The sequence below is a fragment of the Streptomyces sp. NPDC006733 genome (assembly GCF_040636125.1).
Taxonomy (GTDB): Bacteria; Actinomycetota; Actinomycetes; order Streptomycetales; family Streptomycetaceae; genus Actinacidiphila.
The window spans coordinates 1-18945 of record NZ_JBEYJD010000070.1; the positions used below are offsets into that span (position 1 = coordinate 1).

Annotated in this window: 16 protein-coding genes and 2 pseudogenes; 10 read left to right on the forward strand and 8 right to left on the reverse strand. The window is 68.6% G+C overall.

Features of this window, described 5'->3' with window-relative positions; all coding sequences use genetic code 11:
* Positions 1-552: 552 nt before the first annotated feature.
* Complete coding sequence (locus tag ABZ721_RS37505; protein WP_358793294.1) at positions 553-1134, forward strand: GNAT family protein; 582 nt, start codon at positions 553-555, stop codon at positions 1132-1134.
* Positions 1135-2024: 890 nt separating this feature from the next.
* Here ABZ721_RS37505 and ABZ721_RS37510 read toward each other — a convergent pair.
* On the reverse strand, positions 2025-3107 hold the full coding sequence (locus ABZ721_RS37510) for a PQQ-binding-like beta-propeller repeat protein (RefSeq protein ID WP_358793295.1): 1083 nt from the start codon (positions 3105-3107) through the stop codon (positions 2025-2027).
* A gap of 447 nt (positions 3108-3554) precedes the next feature.
* Between ABZ721_RS37510 and ABZ721_RS37515 the strand changes: the two genes are divergently transcribed.
* Together ABZ721_RS37515 and ABZ721_RS37520 are read left to right on the forward strand one after the other, a co-directional pair.
* The gene (locus tag ABZ721_RS37515) at positions 3555-4145 is read left to right on the forward strand and encodes a TetR/AcrR family transcriptional regulator (protein WP_358793296.1); all 591 of its coding nucleotides are present in this window, start codon (positions 3555-3557) and stop codon (positions 4143-4145) included.
* Positions 4146-5298: 1153 nt separating this feature from the next.
* On the forward strand, positions 5299-5520 hold the full coding sequence (locus ABZ721_RS37520; RefSeq protein ID WP_358793297.1) for a DUF6233 domain-containing protein: 222 nt from the start codon (positions 5299-5301) through the stop codon (positions 5518-5520).
* A 447-nt stretch (positions 5521-5967) separates the two neighbouring features.
* Here the strand turns inward: ABZ721_RS37520 and ABZ721_RS37525 are convergent, their stop codons facing one another.
* On the reverse strand, positions 5968-6735 hold the full coding sequence (locus tag ABZ721_RS37525) for a MerR family transcriptional regulator (protein ID WP_358793298.1): 768 nt from the start codon (positions 6733-6735) through the stop codon (positions 5968-5970).
* Between the two features lie 574 nt (positions 6736-7309).
* Between ABZ721_RS37525 and ABZ721_RS37530 the strand changes: the two genes are divergently transcribed.
* Positions 7310-7687 (forward strand): pentapeptide repeat-containing protein, encoded by a 378-nt coding sequence (locus tag ABZ721_RS37530; protein ID WP_358793299.1) that lies wholly within the window; start codon positions 7310-7312, stop codon positions 7685-7687.
* Positions 7688-7709: 22 nt separating this feature from the next.
* Positions 7710-8051 (forward strand): transposase, encoded by a 342-nt coding sequence (locus tag ABZ721_RS37535; RefSeq protein WP_358793300.1) that lies wholly within the window; start codon positions 7710-7712, stop codon positions 8049-8051.
* A gap of 33 nt (positions 8052-8084) precedes the next feature.
* Here ABZ721_RS37535 and ABZ721_RS37540 read toward each other — a convergent pair whose 3' ends face one another.
* A complete protein-coding gene (locus ABZ721_RS37540; protein WP_358793317.1) occupies positions 8085-9551 on the reverse strand; it encodes an ornithine decarboxylase in 1467 nt (488 codons plus the stop codon).
* A 158-nt stretch (positions 9552-9709) separates the two neighbouring features.
* Positions 9710-10804: a glutamate--cysteine ligase gene (locus ABZ721_RS37545; RefSeq protein WP_358793318.1), complete on the reverse strand. Its 1095-nt coding sequence runs from the start codon at positions 10802-10804 to the stop codon at positions 9710-9712.
* A gap of 780 nt (positions 10805-11584) precedes the next feature.
* Here ABZ721_RS37545 and ABZ721_RS37550 point away from each other — a divergent pair.
* Positions 11585-11749: a hypothetical protein gene (locus ABZ721_RS37550; RefSeq protein ID WP_358793301.1), complete on the forward strand. Its 165-nt coding sequence runs from the start codon at positions 11585-11587 to the stop codon at positions 11747-11749.
* A 274-nt stretch (positions 11750-12023) separates the two neighbouring features.
* A pseudogene (locus ABZ721_RS37555) lies at positions 12024-12178 on the forward strand (iron-containing redox enzyme family protein); the annotation flags it as partial.
* A gap of 28 nt (positions 12179-12206) precedes the next feature.
* On the opposite strand, the gene ABZ721_RS37560 reads toward ABZ721_RS37555, so the two are convergent.
* Positions 12207-13115 carry a LysR family transcriptional regulator gene (locus ABZ721_RS37560; protein ID WP_358793302.1) on the reverse strand — a complete coding sequence of 303 codons (909 nt, stop codon included), beginning with the start codon at positions 13113-13115 and terminating at the stop codon, positions 12207-12209.
* A 72-nt stretch (positions 13116-13187) separates the two neighbouring features.
* On the opposite strand from ABZ721_RS37560, the gene ABZ721_RS37565 reads away from it, so the two are divergent.
* Positions 13188-13577 carry a RidA family protein gene (locus ABZ721_RS37565; protein WP_358793303.1) on the forward strand — a complete coding sequence of 130 codons (390 nt, stop codon included), beginning with the start codon at positions 13188-13190 and terminating at the stop codon, positions 13575-13577.
* A 176-nt stretch (positions 13578-13753) separates the two neighbouring features.
* Positions 13754-14236 (forward strand): peptidoglycan-binding domain-containing protein, encoded by a 483-nt coding sequence (locus tag ABZ721_RS37570; RefSeq protein ID WP_358793304.1) that lies wholly within the window; start codon positions 13754-13756, stop codon positions 14234-14236.
* Positions 14237-14522: 286 nt separating this feature from the next.
* On the opposite strand, the gene ABZ721_RS37575 is transcribed toward ABZ721_RS37570, so the two are convergent.
* The 3 genes and pseudogenes from ABZ721_RS37575 to ABZ721_RS37585 form a co-directional block, all read right to left on the reverse strand.
* A complete protein-coding gene (locus ABZ721_RS37575; protein WP_358793305.1) occupies positions 14523-15512 on the reverse strand; it encodes an SDR family oxidoreductase in 990 nt (329 codons plus the stop codon).
* Positions 15513-15546: 34 nt separating this feature from the next.
* Positions 15547-16737: a zinc-dependent alcohol dehydrogenase gene (locus ABZ721_RS37580; protein WP_358793306.1), complete on the reverse strand. Its 1191-nt coding sequence runs from the start codon at positions 16735-16737 to the stop codon at positions 15547-15549.
* Positions 16738-16818: 81 nt separating this feature from the next.
* Positions 16819-17780: pseudogene (locus ABZ721_RS37585) on the reverse strand (TIGR03557 family F420-dependent LLM class oxidoreductase).
* 534 nt (positions 17781-18314) lie between these two features.
* Here ABZ721_RS37585 and ABZ721_RS37590 point away from each other — a divergent pair.
* On the forward strand, positions 18315-18929 hold the full coding sequence (locus ABZ721_RS37590; protein ID WP_358793307.1) for an NAD(P)H-dependent oxidoreductase: 615 nt from the start codon (positions 18315-18317) through the stop codon (positions 18927-18929).
* Positions 18930-18945: the final 16 nt, after the last annotated feature.

Consider the following 18945-nt stretch of genomic DNA (forward strand, 5'->3'; position numbering starts at 1 on the left):
GCCGCACCTTCCGGTACGGCTACCTTGTTACGACTTCGTCCCAATCGCCAGTCCCACCTTCGACGACTCCCTCCCTTGCGGGTTGGGGAGAAGTGCTGCGGCCGCATCCGGCCGCGGCACGCTCGCTGGCCCTATGCCGGGTCGGGTTCAGAGGCCTACCAGGATGCACAGGCCGCACCATCGTTCGCGCAGGAGTAGCAGCGGCCGTCACGAAACTGGCCACGGGGGCCTTCGAGTGGTTGCGCCGGGTGGGCAGGGGCAGCGGCGTCTCATCAGGCCGGCCGACCAACAAGCGCGCCGCCGGCGGTGCCGTCCGGCCCGGCGACATGGACTGGATACCTCCATCTGTCCGGGGCCGGTCCAACACGAGGCTGGTCGGCTCCCGACGGTCCGCCAGTAGAGCCGATGTCTTCTCGCCATGCGGACACGGTGCTGCGGGCTCACCGCCATGCTGCGCCTCCGGCGTCACCGGGAACGTCCGCGCCCCCGACCGTCCGGATGGATGGATAAACGGATGGCTGGGGGCGAGCGTCACGCGGCAGGATGCTCCGCATGACTTTGCGCACCCCGGAGCTACACACCGACCGCCTGCGACTGCGCCCGTTCACCGCCGCCGATGCGGCACCACTCTACGCGCTGCACAGCAGCGCCCACGTGCTGCGCTACTGGGACTCCCCGCCGTGGACGGAACCGGCCCGCGCCCAGCGCTTCCTCGCGACCTGCCGCACGATCGAGGAAGAAGGCACGGGAGCGCGGATAGCCGTCGACCGCGTCTCCGACAGCACTTTCATCGGCTGGTGCGGCCTGACCAGCTGGAACCCGGACTTCCGCAGCGCGTCCCTGGGCTACGTCTTCGACACCGCCGCCTGGGGCCACGGCTACGCCACGGAGACCGCGCACGCCGTCCTGCGGTGGGCGTTCGACACCCTGGACCTGAACCGCGTCCAGGCCGAGACCGACACCCGCAACGTGGCGTCCGCCCGGGTCCTGGAGAAACTCGGCTTCGTCCGCGAAGGCACCCTCCGCGAGGACTGCGTCGTCAACGGCGACATCTCCGACTCCTGGGTCTTCGGCCTCCTTCGCCGAGAGTGGCGAGGCCGGCCGTCAGGTGGAACAACGGGACCAGCTGCCTGACGTCGCTGCGGTTGCCGCCAATCAGGCTGGTAGGTGTGAGTGCACTTATGGGCACCGCCTCCGTTGCGGGGCTGCGTCGGTGTCATTCGACGCTTCGGACGAAGCGGATTGGTCCTCACCGTGATTCGGGTAGTTACGCGACATCCACGCCTGGGCGTCGCTCGCGGCCCGGATGAGGTCGCGGGCTGCATCGGCATAGACGGCCAGCTGCGCGGCTTCGCGCAGCCAGCGAGCTCCCGCGGTTACTTCACCTTGATCCCTACGGTCAGCGTCTCCACCGCGCCCGTGGGGAGGCGTGGAGGTGCAACGCCTCCAGCGCCACCCAGTGCCCCCGACCACAAGGTCTACGGGGCCGCTGCGCACCCCGAACTGCGCCCGATCACCCGCGGGCCGCCTCCGACCAGGCACACCAGCAATGCCTCGGCAACGTCGTCGCCTTCGCCCACCTGGCCCTCTCCCACACCTACATACGGCACAATCCACACCGCCGCCAAGCCGACCACCCCCTGACCCGCGTCGCACACACCCGCTGATCCATCACCCCGCACCGCTGAGCCCCGAAGCGCGACCGTCCGGCCGGCGCCCCGGCTTTCGTACGGGGCTGGAACTCCACCACGTGACAATTGCGGGCCCCACCGGCATGCCCAGCACGGGCGATCAGATCCTGCCGGCGTGACGGGGACCATCTCGCCCGCGATCTTTGAACGGTAGGTTCGCGGAGCGGTCGCCGGGGCGGGTAGGGGCCGCCATTCCGCGGAACGTTCCGTGTTGGCGTCCTCGAAGAACAACACCGCCAGCCACACCCACTCAGCACACCCAAATCGGTCAGCCCTGGGCCGGGGACCGTGCCTCGCCCTGTCTCCACTCGGGGCGGACGGCGGGCGCCCGCGTCAGCCGGCGGCGCGGTGGAAACGTGATCCTTCGATGCCGCCGTACCGGTCGATCTCGTAGGGTGCGGCGCCGGCAGAGATCTGTCGATCCTGTCCGGTCTTGCCGTCCAGGACGATGGGTTCGTCGCCCACCTCTCCGTACACCGCGCCGTGCCAGAAACCGGTGATCTTCGGCACCGTACGCCCGGAGCCAGCTGACAAGGTCCATACCTTCTGGAGTGACGCGGCGTCGAACATCATGATCGCGCGATCTGCCACCCGGTAACCGTACCTGGAGCACACGACCAGGGACTGCATGTCGTGGAGGCACCGCCAGCCTCGGCCCGCGAGGGTCACACGCAGCGTGCCGCTGACGGCGTCCACCACGATGGTCGTGTCGTCGAGATGCGCGCTCACCAACCGCGGTGCCGCCAGGGCGGGCTGCCGGGCTTGGGCCACGGTCCACCGCTGTTCGCCGGTTGCTGCAGCAAGGCCTACCAGCCGGCCGTGCGCGTACTCGGTTGCTTCTCCGCCCGCCACGACCTGGTCGGCGAAGGTCAACGCGCGAAAGTCGGCCTTTTTCCAACGGACAGTGCCCGCCGCAGGATCGAGGGCGTAAGTGGTGTCGGCGGCGGTGATGATCGCCGTGTCGGCGTCCACTGCGACGACCTGCGGTGCGAGGCTCTCATCGGCGCCGATGGGCACAGCGGCCAGCCCGGCGGAACTCGGGGCCGCCGCGATCTCGGCCGACCAGGCTCGCTTGCCGGTGGCCGTGTTGATGGCCAGCACTTCGATCACCGAGCGGCTCGGCGTGGTCCCGGCGCCCTGCACCTGCCGGTCCCAGGCGGCGTACACGGTCTTGCCGTTGGGCGAGACCCATGGAGCGACCCGTTCGCTGCCGAACCCGCCCCGCTCCGCGGCGTTCTTCGTCCGCGCCTCCCAACGCGGTTCACCGGTTGCGGTATCGATCGCTTCCAGTCCGCCCTCGGCGGTGATGTACGCCACCCCGTCGGCGAGCGTCACAGCAGGTCGCGTCACTTCCCCGCTCGAGGTACTCGGCTGCTCGGCATCCGGCAGTTCCACCGTGGGTCCCTCGAAGCGCACGGGCGGATCGAAGGCCCGACGGTTCGGCGGCTGGAAAGTCGCTTCGGACCGCGGGCCTTGCCGGACGACGTGGTATCCGCGGCACCGTTATCCCCGCAGGCGACCAGCGCCGCTACTGCCAGCGAGACTCCCGCGACCATCTCGGGCCATCGTCTCGTTCTGCCCCTGCTGCCCATCTCTCCCCCTCGCCCGGATGCCGTGCTCATGCAGGGCAGATCGCCCCGCGGACCGGCGGGCCTCGATGTCCGACGGGCCGACTCATGCGTTCCATGAGCTGCGCCGGCACAGGCCGATCTCAGTGCGGGGCCGCCGCAGAGACCCCTGTCGGCTTCTGCGCATTCGACGAGAGACCGCTCGGTATCGGCACGCTACGTGTCGATCAGAAGGAATATTGCCGGGCAGCCCGGATCTTGTCAACGGCACGTCCTGTGCCGATATATTGCGGATATGACCGACACGCCGGGCACTCCCAGGCGCCGAGGCGCCGCGCGCACCGAAGCGCTGCTGCAGGCAGTTCTCGAACTGGCCGCCGAAGTCGGATACGCCGGTTTGAGCGTTGAGGCGGTCGGCCGTCGGGCCGGGGTCGGAAAGCACACGATCTACCGCCGCTGGCCCTCCCTGCCCGCACTGCTGCTCGACGCGCTCGCCCGCGTGTGGAGCGCTGATCTGGACTACCGCAACACCGGCGATGTCCGTGCGGACCTGCGCGAGCAGTTCCTGCGCTCGGGCCTCGCCCTGTCCAGCCCGCCGATCGGCCCCGTCTACCGTGCGGTCATCGCCGAAGCCCAAGCCGATCCCCTGTTGCGAGCGACCTTGCATGAACGCTTCCTGAGCACGGTCGAACGCAGCACCCTCGAACGCATCACCCGTGCTCAACAGGCCGGCGAGCTGACCGCCGGAGTGAATCTGGAATTCGCCGCTGAGGTGCTCTGCGGCACGCTCTATTACCGCAGCCTGCTATCGGTCCGCCCCATCGACGAGAGCGCGGTCGACGGGCTGCTGGACATGTTCATGGCCGCCTACGGAACGGGGCGATAGCACCCCCGCATCCGCGTGTGGGGGCTGACGTTGCGGTGCGTGCACTGCTGTGGCCCACACGCGGCGCCCTGGTCTCCAGTGCCGTGGATGCTCCGCAAGGGGTGAGGGCTGCGGACCGGGCGGCGAGGGGCTCGTGGCGGCGGGCAGCAGCATATCTGTGTCCTATGACGGTGGCGTCGCCGCGTGCCGGCGGGCCGGGGGCACCCCCACTCCATCGGGCGATTCCGCCCCGGCGGGGTGTCTGATAGGCCTAGCTATGCGTGTCAATCCTGGATGTGTGCCAGTGGATGTCCGCGAGATCATCGACGGGTCGTCGAAGCCGTGCGCCGTGAAGACCAGCGTCGCGTGCGGAACTGCTCGATGAGTTGGCTCAAGTTGCCGACCTTGCAGCTTGATACGGCTCCGGAGCCGGCTTCACGAGGATCCGACGCCCGACGGCATCAGCGGGTGGGGCGACTGACGCACTGAGCGCAGCAGGCGGACAGTGGAGCGCTGGATGCACTGGCCGCCCTGCGGACAGCCTGGGGCCCGCGAGCACGCCGGCAGCCGACAGCCGAAGCGGTCCTGCTGCGCTGTTCTCCCGGTGCGCCCAGAGCGTGACTCTGTCGGGGATCTTGTTCGCCGAACTTCCCACCGCCCCGCTCAGCAGTCGGAGAGCGCCAAGCGGCCCGACCTGGGCTGGACCAACTGCGCTGGGTCGAATGGCGCGGCGGCCGACCCCCTCCAGTGGACCACCGCCCCCTGAAGCACCGTGGCGCGGGGCGACACCGCTCTTCGTTCCTATCCGCAGCGCTGTGACCTGGATCCGTGATGTCCGTGGAATGCCGGCCATGCCGTCCGCCGACCGGCGTTCCCTCACCGACTCGAACGAGAATGAAAACGGTGGGCGAGCGGGGCGGTGAGCAAACAGCGGGTTCGCCGGCGGCCGACGGGCCGCAGGTGCGGGTGCATGACGGGCAGCAGCTGCACGCCGTGGTCAAGGCCCGCCGCAAAGAACGCGACGAGACCTGGCGATACCGATTGCAGATCCACCTGCCTCCGCGGCCGAGCAGCGCGGGCGCCTGGTCGACGAATCCGCGCCCGGCGGCTTTGCCGTACCCGCGAGGCGGTGCTAGCCGCTCGAGGGTCAGCCGTATGACGCGGGACCCACCGTGTGGCACGGCGCCGTCCCGGCCTCGCGGGTCGAGGAGCCGGTGGATTTCGGCCCCGAGCGCGGGGGCCGGCGCGCCTCGTGCACCGCGGCGACTGCCACGCCGTCCGCGGCCTCTCCCACCCCGTCACCACCGACCAAACCCGCGCCACCCGCGCGCGACCCGACGCCGCAACCTGCCCCGTGTGCCGCCCCCACCAGCCCCTGGGCCGGTTGGCCGGCTGAAGGACCAGCCGGGCGCGCCGGCTATCGCCTCCCTTTTGGCGGCCACATCATCGGCACCGGCATCGCCTCCTACGGTCTCGCCGCCCCCCGAGTCCGAGCCGAGCAGCAGTCCCGGGGGTGAGGACCTGAGCGGCTCTGCATGAAGGCAGCTGAGGCGCACGGGCGACCACGTGTGCTCACCAGGACGCCGGGCGGCCGGAGCGGGCCTTGGTCAGCCTCTGATCCAGGCGGGAGAAGGTGACAGCGACGTGAACCACGAGCACTACAGGCAGGGTGAGGAGAAGGGACCACGGTACCGCGTCGACCGCGGCCAAGAGGCAGATGACGGGAAGGGTGAGGAGAGTGGGGATCGTTGAGGCCAGAGCGGTACGCATGCGGATCCGTCGGTTCATCAGCAGCCTCCTTGGGGGCACATGGGAATGCAGGGGCGACCACAGCGGGCGCGAGTCAGGCGGAGCTGTGGCGCGCGCGGTCCAGGTACTCAGCCAGCTCTCGCCAGTCGTCGGCCGGAGCACCGGGGTCTGCCGACATGGCGGCTGGATCGTCGTGCCAGGCAGCCCTCACACCGGCGGAGATACCCGCATCGCCGCCGGTGAACAATGCGCTCAGCTCATCCATGCGGGCCACCAGTCGGCGGGTCTTCTGATCCGTGGCCGGAGTTCCCGTCGCACGGAGCCGTTCGGCTCTTCGGTACAACTCGGGCCACTCGACTTCGAGCAGGTAATGCATCGCGGGCCCCAGGGCAGCGGCACGCGTCCGCAGGGCCTGTAGCTCCTCGGCATCCAGGTGGCGGCTCAACGTGTGCTCGTTCTCCGGACCGGTGCCGCCGATCGCCCGCAGCGCGTCGAGCAGAGCCGGGGCCGCCGGAGACTTGTCAGCCGCCAGCTCCTCACCGAGTCGCACGAGCCGCTCGCGCAGGACGCCGAGCGCTTCGATGGACGCCTCCACACCCGCCAAGTGATCCCGGACCAGGCGCGTCGGACCGACACCCGCATCGAGACAGACAGCAATGGAATCCAGCGCCAGCCCCAGACTACGCAGCGCCAACACCTGATAGAGACGGACGAGGTCGTTGTCGGTGTATTCCCTGTGTCCTCCCGTGGTGCGTTGCGAGGGACTGAGCAGCCCGATGGTGTCCCAGTGGTGCAGCGTGCGCACGGTCAGACCGCTGGCCTCCGCGAGTCGGCCTACTTTCCAGGTTGCAGAAGGAGTCATGGAGCCACCATGCCTCCTCACCCCGCGTGAGGTTCAAGCCACGGCAGTGCACTGTCTACCGCTGAGCAAGCGTCCTCGCTGCAGCACGCTCGTCATCTCCTCGCCGTCGCTGTCCTGGCACAGGCCGTCGCCCGGCACGGCCGCGCCGCCGCCGCTCGGGGAAGTCGCCGGGCCTCGTCCAGCCAGCCGCAGGGCCGACGCAGGCAGATGTGGATGTCGTAGCGCCGCCGTCGGCGGCAGACTGCCGGCGCCGGTCAGCGCACCACGGGGCGCACGGTCAGGGCGGGGCTCCGCGCGCTACGGGTCTCAGCATGGTCACGCATCGGACAATACGGTTCGGTGAGGTCGGGGATCTGCTGAAGTACCGCCATAACCAGCCCGAGCCCCGCCCACAGGGCACACGCCGCACGGTTGCACCGCACCATCACGCGGATTCGCGGGCGCCGGCAGTCACCGCCCCCACCCACCCCGACAACGGCCCCGGCCGCTGCGCCGGCGCCCACGTCGACGCCGGCCATCACGGGCAGCGCCGCCGCCCCCTCTCCCCCGCGACCAGCCCGGACCACAGCCCCTGGTGGACCCGCCTGAAGAGCTCGGTGGCCTGCTGGTCAGCCTCGCCACCCTCACGGCAGTCGGAGCCGCACTGATCACCGTCCGCCAAGCCGCCAGCGAGCAGAACCTGACCCGCGACGGGCAGGTCACCAACCGCCACACCGCTGCAGTCACCAACCTCGGCGACAACGCGGAAGAAGTCCGCATCGGCGTACGGGTGGATCTGACAGCCGCGGACCTGACCGGAGCGTTCCTGTTCTCCGCGGACGTGACCGGCGCGAAACTGGCCGACGCGGACCTCACCGACGCCATGCTGAACGGTGCCGACCTGAGCAAGGCCAAGGGCTACACCCCCTCAACGCCCCGGCCCCAAAAGCCCATCCCACCTCCGGCGCACTGAACCAGACCGAGCGAACGCCCGCATGGCGCGCTGCTGGGCGATCACGCCACAGCATCCGGGACCGGGACAGCGCGTGAAAACAACTCGGCGCGCGGGCCCTCACCGCGCACAGCCCCGTTCCGGAGTTGAGGGCACCGTCAACGAGTTCGCCCACGGACACGGCTTGCACCGCTGCCGCTACCGAGGCCAGGACAAGGCCCACATCCAGCACCTCCTGACCGCCATCGCCATCAACATCGAGCGGCTCAGCCGTCTCTCACCGACCGAAGCAGCATCCCGGCCACGCCGACCGACCCCGTTCCAGACCTACCTCGACCAGCACGCGATCCCCCGGCCGCATTCCTGGCGAACCCTGGGCGCCTGATCCAGCAACTCCAAGATCCCCGACAGAGTGAAACTAATCCTCGATGACTACGCGCACGCTTTTGACATCGCTGTCCGCCGCGTCTGGGACCACCATGCCTGCGTCGACACCGCTGCGCAGATAGTGCAGGACGTCCGAATTGAACCGTTCGCCGGGCAGAGCCGCCGGGATCCCGGGCGGGTACGGCGTCAGCATCTCCGCGCTCACCCGGCCTACCGCCTGCTCGCAGGGCACCTGTTCGATTCGACCGAAGTACGCGTCGCGCGGAAGCATTGCCTGTTCCAGGCGCAGGTGTCGCGGGTCGGGGACCGCCACGCGGTCGGCGGGGCGGAGGGAGGCCGCGTGGGCTACCAGGTCGTGCAACGCCCTCAGCAGGGCCTCGGAGCTTTGCTCGTCGTCCGCGTGGGTGAGCTGGGCGCTGATCCGGCGGTGGTCGCTCAGGTGCAGATTGACCGCGTGGTGCTCGCGGATCCAGTCGGCAGCTCGGTAGCCGGTGGTTGCCAGGCCGGTGATGTCGATGATGATCTGCAAGGGGTCCATGTCCGCTGATCGGCCAGGGCCGCAGAAGTCCTTCCGGCCGTGAACGTGCAAGCCCTCGATGCTCGCGATCCGCGCGCGCACCGTCGAAGCCAGCTTCAGGGCACTGTCGTAGAGCCCACGCCCCTGCTCGACCATCTGCCTGCGCCAGCCGTCCAGCGCAGCGTAGATCAGTACCGAGGGGCTGGTGGTCCCCAGCAGGTCCGCACGGCTTTGAAGCACATGGGGATCAATCAGCTCACCTTGCAAGTGGAACACCGACCCCTGCTCCAAACCGGCACCCATTTTGTGGACTGACGTGACGCAAACGTCAGCTCCGGCGTCCATCGCCCAGGTGGGAAGGTCAGGGTGGAAGGGAAGGTGCGCCCCCCACGCCTCGTCGACGATCAAGGGCCTGTCGTGGTCATGGCAAGCCTCAGCGATGGCGGCGAGATCCGAGCAGGTCCCGTACGGGGTAGGTGTGGTCACCAACGCGCCGCGGGCGCCCGGGTGCTCCGCGAACGCCGCGCGGAAGGCGTCAGCGGACGGCGGATGCGCAATGTGGCGCTCAGGATCCCACTGTGGTTCGACCCAGACCGGCTGGATGCCCGCCAGCACCAATCCGGACACCACCGACTTGTGGGCATCCCGTCCCACCAGCAGCTTCTCGTACGGTCCCGCCACCGCCAGCATCGCTGCCTTGACGGACAGGGAGCTGCCGCAGGTTGAGAAGAAGGTGTGGTCGGCGCCGACCGCGTCGGCCATCAAGGCCTGGGCTTGTTCGATGATCCCCTTCGATGAGGACCGGTCGTCCAGTCCGGCTGTTGCGAGCACATCGGAGCGGAACACCGCTTCGCCCAAGGCGGCAAGCACGCGCGGATCGGTGCCTCGTCCCTGCTTGTGGCCCGGCGGTGTGAAGGGCGTCTGACCGCTGGAGTGATACGCCGCCAGCGCCTCGAGTATAGGCGTTCGTGAATGGTCCATGTACACGCGAATTCCCCCGCGCCCCGAGCGGAAAACTCGACACCCGCCGGCAGACGCCATGCGGGGGAACCGCGTATGGGCCACCGGGACCCAGATGGATGCGACCGCCTCAACAGCCTCGCCACATTCCTCGCGCGACCCTGGGCCCTGCCCATACGTCAGGCCTCGCCCGCGCGGTCGGTGACGAGGTCGATCAACGAGTGCATTCCTCCACTGACCAGCGCGCGCCGCTGACGGTCCGCACCGGTGCCCTCCTGGAGGAACCGGTGGAGCAAGGAAGTCACCTCACGCGTATCGCCCGCCTCCTCCAGGGCCGGCGAGAGGTGATCGACAAGGGCGCAGACGACGTCCCCTGCTCTACGCTGTCGGCCTTGCGCGTCAACCAGGGCGCTGCCCAGGCCGTGCCGCGCGGCGTGCCAGGTCATCGCGTGCAGCAGCTCCTGCGGGCACTGAGGTATCGGCGTGCCCGCCCTCTCGTCGCGCATGGCGGTCGCGACGAGCGCGCGGACCATGCCGGCGAACATCACCGCCTCGTCGGTTCTGAGCTGTACGTCCAGGCACCGCACCTCGACCGTGGGGTACCGCTCGGAGAGCCTGGCGTGCCAGTAGAGCTGTCCGGTGTCAGCGATGACCCCAGCCGATAGCAACGCCTGCATGCGGCGTTCATAGTCGGCGAGGTCGGCGAACTGCGGGGTCGGCCCGCTGACGGGCCAGCGCCCGAAAAGTACGGTTCGCCAGCTGGCGAACCCGGTGTCGTTCCATTCCCACACGGGCGAATTAGCCCCCATGGCGATCAGGACGGGAAGCCAGGGGCGAATGCGGTTGAGTACGGCAACGCCTATTTCGCGATCGGGGACCGCCACGTGCACGTGCATGCCATTGACCAACTGCTCATGCACCAACTGCTGGGCCTGTTCTCGCAGCGCGAGATAGCGGGGGCGGGGTGTCACGGGTACGGGCACCGCGTCCTTGAGCGGCGCTGTGCCGGAAGCGGCCACCCGGCATTGTGCACGCTCGGCGGCCACGGCGAGCGCGCGCCGTAGTCGAATCAGATGAGCGCTGACTTCGCTGAGCTCCGAGCACACCGGCGTGGCCACCTCGACCTGGGCCTGCAGCAATTCCGCCTGGATTTCGCCCGTCTCTACGATCGGCCCCAATCCCGCCGCCGACCGCACCTGCTCGGACCGCGATACCGGAAGAGCACTGGCCGGATCGAGGAGCAGATACTCCTCTTCCACTCCAATAGTGATCACATAGAGCGGCTGCCCCAGCGAGTGACACTCCAACCAGCAGCATCGCGACGAGCCGAAGCGCTTCTCCATCGACCCAATGCCCTGGTGACATCAACGAATCATCAAGCGTCCGAGTTGCTGGACACCGCTAGCGCCCTGTCAGAAGATGGCCGCCCTTAGCCGCCAGGCCTTTCTGGTGTTGTTATTTCCTGTCACCCGTAGATACGGTGTGGGGGGTTCGAGAAACACCCCGAAGCGTGCATCCGCACGAAACCTTCACAGTTTCTCATTCCATAGTCTGATCCAATCTCGGATGTCACGTTCCCGATGTGAACGCCATGGCGAACTCCGTGCCCATATGCTTACATGCCGGACATTCGAAATGCCGCTCGCCTTGGCTATATCAGGGCAAGGAAGTCGAGTGAAGCATGAGGAAGTGGAGTGCATTCAGGGTCGCGATTTGGTGTTGCGCGGCGCAATGATCGAAGATCATACGGATATCCCTGCTGGCCGATACCGTGCTTCCTTTGCGATACGCCGGGCAACTGCCTGAATGCGGCGGCCGATGCCGACGATGCAGATATCGGGCTCTCCCACGGCGGCAGCGTTGGGCACGGACCATGCGCGGGCTCGCACCACGGGGCTCACGCCGCCTCCCGCGCCCACCGCTCTCGACGGTGGTATCCGGCTGCCGCGTAGCGCTGCCTCCATATGCCATATGCGCGAGGTCCCTCCCGCGGTCCGTTACGAACAGGCGGATACGGGTAGGCGATCAGTCCGCAGAGGAAGAATGGAGAAACCATGAGCACCGAAAATGGTCGTCCTCGGACGGCTGGCGAAGAGGTCGAGGCCGAAATCGAGGACGCCGAGACGGACCTCAGCGAAGGGAAGGACAGTGACGGCCCGGGCGAGTCTGCAGACACCCTCACCCCCAGCCCCAGCGCGCAAGAAAATGAACAGGATTAAAGACGACATCCCAGAGCCCCCACCGGTCGACCGGAGCCGGACGGGCAGCAAGCCCCACGTGATCATCGACCGGCGCGGCACTCCCCTCCTCGTAGCGCTCACAGCGGACACCGGCACGATGCCACCCAGCTCATACCGCCACTGGACGTGATACCCCGCATTCCGGGCTGTAGCGGCTGCCTGCGGAACCGCCCCAGCGATGGTTCGAGACCGCGGCTACGGCTATGGCGAGTACCGCCGCCTAATCCGCACCTACGTGGTTACCGACCGGACGTCGCTGTTCGCCCTGCGGCGCAGCGGCGCGATGCGCGGGTGCGGCATTTCGCCGTCGTCGAGGTAACGTCCTTTCCGGGCTCGCGCCGGCTGGCGCAGGCGGTGCTCCGCACCGGCGCGGGGCCAGGCGCCCAGCGGATCTACGACGAACACGTCCTCTACCACGCCGCCTGCGAGCAGGGTGCTAGGGCCTGTCCGGCGGATCTTGATTGAGAACTGCCAATAGGCGTAGGACCAGGGGGTTTGCATCGTTCTTGCGCCACGCGACGGCGACTCGTGTGCGCGTGGTGCCGGGCTCGATCCCGCGGAAGGCGACGCCCTTGAGACGGATACGGCGGATGCTCTTCGGGGCCAGTGATACGCCCAGGCCGGTTTCCACCAGGGCGCAGACGGTCTGCCATTCCACGGCGTGCTGGGTCACTTGGGGGGTGAAACCCGCAGCGGTGCACAGGTTGGTGATCTGGTCGTACAGCGGCGGGCCAACGGCGCGGGGCAGGAGCACAAAGGGGCAGTCTGCCAACTGCGCGACCCTGACGGTCCGTTGTGCCGCGAGGGGGTGTGGGGAGGGCAGGACGGCCACGAACGGCTCGGTCAACACGCACTTGAATCCGAGGTCCGCGTCATGGGTGGGCGGTTCGCGCAACAGGCCGATGTCGATCGTCCTTTCGCGCAGAGCGGCCAGTTGCGGTGTGGTGGTCATCTCCTGGATGTCCAGGGCCACGGCGGGAAACCGTTCCCGGAAGGTGCGCAGCAGGCCGGGGAGGACAGTGAGGGCGAGAGAGGCGGCGAAGCCGATCCGCAGGCGGCCGGCCCTACCGCTGCCGACTTCTCTGGCTGCAGTCAGACCCTCTGCCAGGTCGGTGAGGGCATGCCGGGCAGCGGGCAGGAGTTCCCGGCCCGCCGGAGTGAGGCCGATATTCCCCGGTTCGCGGCTGAAGAGCGCGTACCCGACCTTGTCTTCCAGGCGGCGGATCTGCTGGCTCAGCGGCGGCTGGGCGATGCCCAAGCGGGTGGCGGCGCGGCCGAAGTGGAGTTCCTCGGCGAGCACGACAAAGGCGTGCAGCTGCGGGAGGGGAAGTTCAGGGCACTCCATACGCATAGAGATATCACGCCATGCTCGGAAGCGTATTAGACGTATCAGTGCTGGTCACTTAGCGTTCGTCGCATGACAGAGCGACGTTCCATCCTCAGCGGCTCGACGTTCGAGGAGCAGATCGGCTATGCCCGCGCCGTGGTCGACGGCGAGTGGGTTCATGTGTCCGGGACGACCGGGTTCGACTACACCACCATGACGATCTCGGACAACGTGGTGGAGCAGGCTGAGCAGTGCCTGCGCAACATCGAGGCCGCCTTGACCGAAGCGGAGTGCACCTTCGCTGACGTGGTCCGGGTGCGCTATCTGCTGCCCGACCGGACCGACTTCGAGCCCTGCTGGCCGGTACTGCGTCGCGCCTTCGGAGAGGTCCGGCCGGCCGCCACCATGCTCATGTGCGGCCTCGCCGATCCCCGCATGAAGATCGAGATCGAGGTATACGCCCGACAGATCACCGTGTAACCGCGTAGTCCGATCTGGGTGAACGGGGGCACCATGCCGGGCCGTCCGAAGCGAAGCGCAGGACACCGGCCCCAAGGGGGCCGGCTCTGCGAAGCAGAGCCGCGAGGCGCTCCAGCTCCCGAGGCGCCTCGGCCGAGCGCAGCGAGGCCGATCTCTCCTGAGCGTGCAGCGCTCAGGTGCCCGAAGCGCCCGCCACCGCGCTGACATCGATCTTGGAGCCCCAGAATGCGGGGCTCAAGACTTCGAAACAGAAGGACGTTCTGTTCGTCAAAATCATGCGGTCGACGGTGGTGGCCGCAGAAGCCGCGGTGCTGCTCGTTGGCGCTCTCACCGGAAGTGCGCAGGCCCGCACCGGCGCGCCGTACATTGGTGATGGCTACGCCAACGGGAAAGACGCCGTCTGGTGCGTTCAGCACCGTCGGAACTTCACCTTCGCCGACGAAGCCAGCTCGTTCCCCTACCGGACGCACCACGCGCAGATCACGGAAGACGGTTACTGGGGCCCCCAGACCAAGGAAGGTCTGGTCTGGTTCCAGCAGCAGCGCCACAACCTCGTCGCCGACGGCATCGTCGGCAGGGAAACTGGCGACTACCTCCTCTTCAACGGGACCTACCCCAACACCAGCGGCTGGTGCTACAACTTCCTCCCCAGCAACTAGTAACACAGCTCTGGGGTCTGTCAAACGAACGGGGATGCCATGCCTGACGACCGCAGCGCGGTCGCACGCGACGCCACAAAAGGCATCCCGCGAGCTGCCGACCCAGCAGGCGACAGACACCGGCGAGGAGAAGACCGGCGCAACAGCCGATCTGAAGAACCAGCGGTCTGATGCCCCGGAGCCGCAGGAAGCGCCGGGCTGACCCGCCGCCCGCACCGCACCAGACCCGTGCGCCCCGGAGGGCTCGACCGGCGCGCCTCCGACGCGCATGTATGTCCTACCCCTTTCAGCTCCCCCTGCGGCCGCTCCGCTGGTTAAAGCGGTCGGCAGCCCGCTCGTTCCGCGCCGTCCAACGCCGCAGGAACCGGTTTCGTCGCCCCGACCGGGCCGCGTCCGCGGTGCGGCCTTCCGCCAGCACGCTGTTCCCGGTCCGTTCCGGCAGAGCGCGGGCCAGAACAGCGGACATCCGCGTCACCGTGACGGGGGCACCCCCGTGGAGCGCACTGCCGAGGCGGGCCGCCGGGGTCAGGACGAGGCGGGGCCGGCGGCGCTGGATGCCGGTGATGATGCGCTCGGCGGCCCGTTCGGCGTCCATCGACAGCAGGGGTGTGCCATTGAGGGCGGAGAACCAGGCGTACTCCTGCTCCGTGTCGCCGCCAAACAGGGCGTGCAGGTGTGAGCCGGTCCGCATCAGGCCGGGGTGCACCCCGGTGACGCTCACCCCGTGGGCGCGCTCCTCGGCGTACAGCCCCTCGGCGAGGGCGGCCACCGCTGATTTCGCGCAGGAGTACGGGAGCAGGTGCGGCACGGCGAAGAGGCCGCCGACGGACCCGATCAGCGCCAGCCGCCCGCCAGCCGGGCTGCGCCGCAGGTACGGCAGCGCCTCCAGAGCGGTATGCACCGCGCCGGAGAAGATGGCGCTCATCGCGGCGTCGAATCCGTCGATGCCCAGGTCGTCGACCGGCCCCACCTGGATGATGCCGGCGTTGCCGATGACGATGTCGACGCCGCCGGTGCGGTCGGCGGTCCGTGCGAACAGCTCACGGACCTGATGGCGCTCGCGGACGTCGCACACCTCGGGGTGGACCCCGCCGGGGGCGTGCGGGGCCAGGAGGGTGGTGGCCTCTTGGAGTTCGTCCCGGTCGCGCGCGGCGATGGTGACCGCGCATCCGCGGTGGCCGAGTTCACGGGCGAGCAGCAGGCCCAGGCCCCGCGATCCGCCGGTGACGACTGCCGACAGGCCCGTGATGGGCGGCGGCGTGCTCAGCAGAGTCATGGTTGTTTCCTTCGGGTGGCGCACCGCGGTGCCGTCACGGCTGGAACAGCACCTTGATCGCGCCGTCGGTCTTCTTCTGGAACATGGTGTAGGCGTCGGCCGCGTCGTCGAGTGGCACGTGGTGGGTGGCGAACGTGTCGACGCCCAGCGGGTCCTCGTCGGTGAGCAGCGGCAGGATCTCGTCGCTCCAGCGGCGCACATTGGCCTGGCCCATCCGGAACTGGAGCTGCTTGTCGAACATGGTGAGCATCGGCATGGGATCGGTCATGCCGCCGTAGACGCCGGAGATGGAGACGGTCCCGCCGCGACGGACCAGGGAGATCGCCAGATGCAGCGCGCCCATCCGGTCGACGCCCGCGTGTTGCATGATCTTCTCCGCCCAGCGGGATGGCAGCAGCCCGGTCGCCTGCTGGGCGAGCCGGCCCGCCGGGCTGCCGTGGGCCTCGGTGCCGACCGCGTCGATGACCGCGTCCGGCCCGCGGCCGCCGGTGAGGTCGCGGACGGCCGCCAGCAGCTCGTCCTCATGATCGAAGCCGTCCAGGTCGACTACCTCGACCCCGTCCTGCCGGGCGCGCTCCAGCCGCTCGGGCACATGGTCCACCCCGATGACCGTCGCTGCCCCGCGGTGCCGGGCGATACGGCACGCCATGGCGCCGATCGGGCCCAGGCCGAGGACGGCGAGCGTGCTGCCGGGGGTGACGTCGGCGTAGGCGACGGCCTGCCAGGCGGTGGGCAGCACGTCGGAGAGGTACACGAACCGGTCGTCGGCCGGCCCGTGCGGCACCTTGATCGGGCCGAAGTGAGCCTGTGGGACCCGCAAGAACTCGGCCTGGGCGCCGGGAACCTGGCCGTAGAGCTTCGTGTAGCCGAACAGCGCCGCCCCCATGCCGTGCTCCCGGACCTGAGTGGTCTCACACTGGGTCGGCAGCCCGATCTGACACATGTGACAGCTGCCGCAAGCGATCTGGAAGGGCACCACGACCCGGTCCCCGGCCTTCAGCCCGGGCACCGCGCTGCCCGTCTCCTCGACGATGCCGATCGGCTCATGGCCGAGAATGTCGCCGGGCGTCATGAACGGCGTCAATACTTCGTATAGGTGCAGGTCCGACCCGCACAAGCCACTCGACGTGACCCGCACGATGGCATCCGTCGGTTCCTGGATGACCGGGTCGGGGACGTTGTCCACGCGGACGTCGCGCTTGCCGTGCCATACGGTCGCTCGCATCGCGGTCACTTCCTCGCTTCTTGCTCGGGGGGTCGGGGGGTTCCGCGCCGGGGCGCCGCGGGCGGCACTCGTCGGCGGTGGCTAGTGGGTGGTACGAAGGCCGGGCAGCATCCGGGTGCGGTAGAAGTCGAAGAACTCGCGTTGGTTCGGTCCGATCTGGTTGACGTATACCTCGTCGAAGCCGGTGTCGGTGTAGGCCGCGACGGCGGCGAGGTGCTCGTCGGGGTCGTCTCCGCAGGTGGCTGCTTCGGCACCATCGTCTCGGTGACCAGCCGGGTGGCCTGCTCGAAGTGGCGGGACGTGGGCAAGGCCTGGGCCAGTTCGCCCGGCAGCTGCTCGTGGGGCCACAGGCGGTGCACGGTCTTGACCGCGCGGTCGCGGTCGGTATCCCAGCAGACTTTCAGGCCGCCGATGACTGGCTTGTCGCCGCCGCCCGCCCGCCGGAACTGCGCCACCAGCTCCGCTTCCGGCGTCATGGTCAGGAAACCGTCGCCGATCCGCCCGGCCAGGGCGGCCGCCTGCGGTCCGAAACCAGAGACGTAGATCGGGGCCGGGTGCTCGGGCAGCGAGTACAGGCGGGCGTTCTGCACGGTGTAGTGCGCGTCCCGGTGAGTGATCTGCTCGCCCGTGAACAGCTTTTTGATCACCTGGACGGCCTCCTCCAGAATCTCCAGCCGCCGGGGCGTCTCCGGCCACGTGTCACCGAGGATGTGTTCGTTGCGAGCCTCGCCACTGCCGATGCCGAAGCGGAACCTGCCCCCGGTCAGGACAGCGGACGTCGCAGCGGCCTGTGCGTTGACCGCCGGGTGCATCCGAATGGTGGGGCAGGTCACCAGCGTCGTCACCGGCAGCGACGTCGCCTGCGACAGCGCTCCGATCATCGACCAGACGAAGGACCTCTGCCCCTGCTCGTCGTTCCAAGGGTGGAAGTGGTCCGAGATCGCAAGCGCCTCGAATCCCGCCTGCTCCGCCATCTTCGCCTGCTCCAGCAACCGGGACGGGGAGAACTCCTCCGAGGAGAGGAAGCAACCGTACGCGGTCATGGCTTGCCGCCTCCTGGGTCTGACGTCGACGCCGGCCGGACCATCAGGGCGCCCACCTTCGTGAGACCAGTTCCTGATGCCCGCATGCTGCATTTCGGCTACCCGACGGATCGATGGGCATGTGCGGCACCGGCCGCATATCACCCGGACGCGGCATCTGGCAGCGAACGTACGGGCGTCGCGTCGACCGGGCAGGCGGCGGGGCATGACCGACAGCGGGTAGTCGACCAGATCAGCCCCGGACAGTTCCGGGGCCACCTCGACGAGGGCCGCTCCCTGGGCCGGGGCAGCCCACCTCCACCAGCCGGTCCGCAGAACGTCGCTCGTCCGGCATCGGGAGACCGTTGCGGGCGAGGGTTGACAGCGGCCATGAGCGTCTGAGCCCCGAGGTCGCATGGATGAAGGACTACCGCGTCCCGCCCAAGGCGCCGGTTCTGCACGCTCGCCATCTGCGGGACGCCCGGATGTGCGCCGACCGGTCCTTTTGTCCCGCAGTCCAGGTATTGAATGCTGCTGACGGGTAGGTGCCATCCCATGGAACCGACACCTTTGAAGGCCGTGGCCCTCGTCTGCACCCTCAGCCCGTCCCCGGCCCGCTCCAGTTCCCAGCTACTCGCCCAGCAGGTGATGACCGCACTGGGCGAGCACGGCGCGAGCGGTGAAGTAATCCGGATCGCCGATCATCATGTGCGCCCCGGCGTGCAGGTCGATATGGGCGACGGCGATGCGTGGCCCGGTATCCGCGCGAAGATCCTCGCGGCCGATATCCTGGTGCTGTCGACTCCGATCTGGCTCGGCCACCCGGGCAGCATCGCCCAGCTCGTTCTGGAGCGGCTCGACGGCGAACTGTCGGAGAGCGACGACGAGGGCCGACTGCTGACCTACGGGAAGGTCGCGGCAGTGTGCGTGGTCGGCAACGAAGACGGCGCCCACAAGGTCAGCGCCGATCTCTTCCAAGGACTCAACGACGTCGGCTTTTCCCTGGCACCCGGCGCGGTGACCTACTGGGTGGGCGAAGCTATGCAGGGCACCGACTACCAGGACCTCGACATGACGCCCGACACAGTCGCCTCGACCACCAAGACCCTTGCCGCGAATGCCGCGCACCTCGCCCGTCAACTGCGCAAGGCCCCCTACCCGGCGATCTGAACGCACCGGCACCGAC

Excerpts from the sequence above, each read along its gene's own strand:
- ABZ721_RS37590 (WP_358793307.1), top strand. The coding sequence starts at position 18,315 with ATGGAACCGACACCTTTGAAGGCCGTGGCCCTCGTCTGCACCCTCAGC.
- ABZ721_RS37525 (WP_358793298.1), bottom strand. The coding sequence starts at position 6,735 with ATGACTCCTTCTGCAACCTGGAAAGTAGGCCGACTCGCGGAGGCCAGC.
- ABZ721_RS37580 (WP_358793306.1), bottom strand. The coding sequence starts at position 16,737 with ATGCGAGCGACCGTATGGCACGGCAAGCGCGACGTCCGCGTGGACAAC.
- ABZ721_RS37515 (WP_358793296.1), top strand. The coding sequence starts at position 3,555 with ATGACCGACACGCCGGGCACTCCCAGGCGCCGAGGCGCCGCGCGCACC.
- ABZ721_RS37505 (WP_358793294.1), top strand. The coding sequence starts at position 553 with ATGACTTTGCGCACCCCGGAGCTACACACCGACCGCCTGCGACTGCGC.
- ABZ721_RS37550 (WP_358793301.1), top strand. The coding sequence starts at position 11,585 with ATGAGCACCGAAAATGGTCGTCCTCGGACGGCTGGCGAAGAGGTCGAG.
- ABZ721_RS37540 (WP_358793317.1), bottom strand. The coding sequence starts at position 9,551 with ATGGACCATTCACGAACGCCTATACTCGAGGCGCTGGCGGCGTATCAC.
- ABZ721_RS37575 (WP_358793305.1), bottom strand. The coding sequence starts at position 15,512 with ATGACTCTGCTGAGCACGCCGCCGCCCATCACGGGCCTGTCGGCAGTC.
- ABZ721_RS37565 (WP_358793303.1), top strand. The coding sequence starts at position 13,188 with ATGACAGAGCGACGTTCCATCCTCAGCGGCTCGACGTTCGAGGAGCAG.
- ABZ721_RS37560 (WP_358793302.1), bottom strand. The coding sequence starts at position 13,115 with ATGGAGTGCCCTGAACTTCCCCTCCCGCAGCTGCACGCCTTTGTCGTG.
- ABZ721_RS37535 (WP_358793300.1), top strand. The coding sequence starts at position 7,710 with ATGGCGCGCTGCTGGGCGATCACGCCACAGCATCCGGGACCGGGACAG.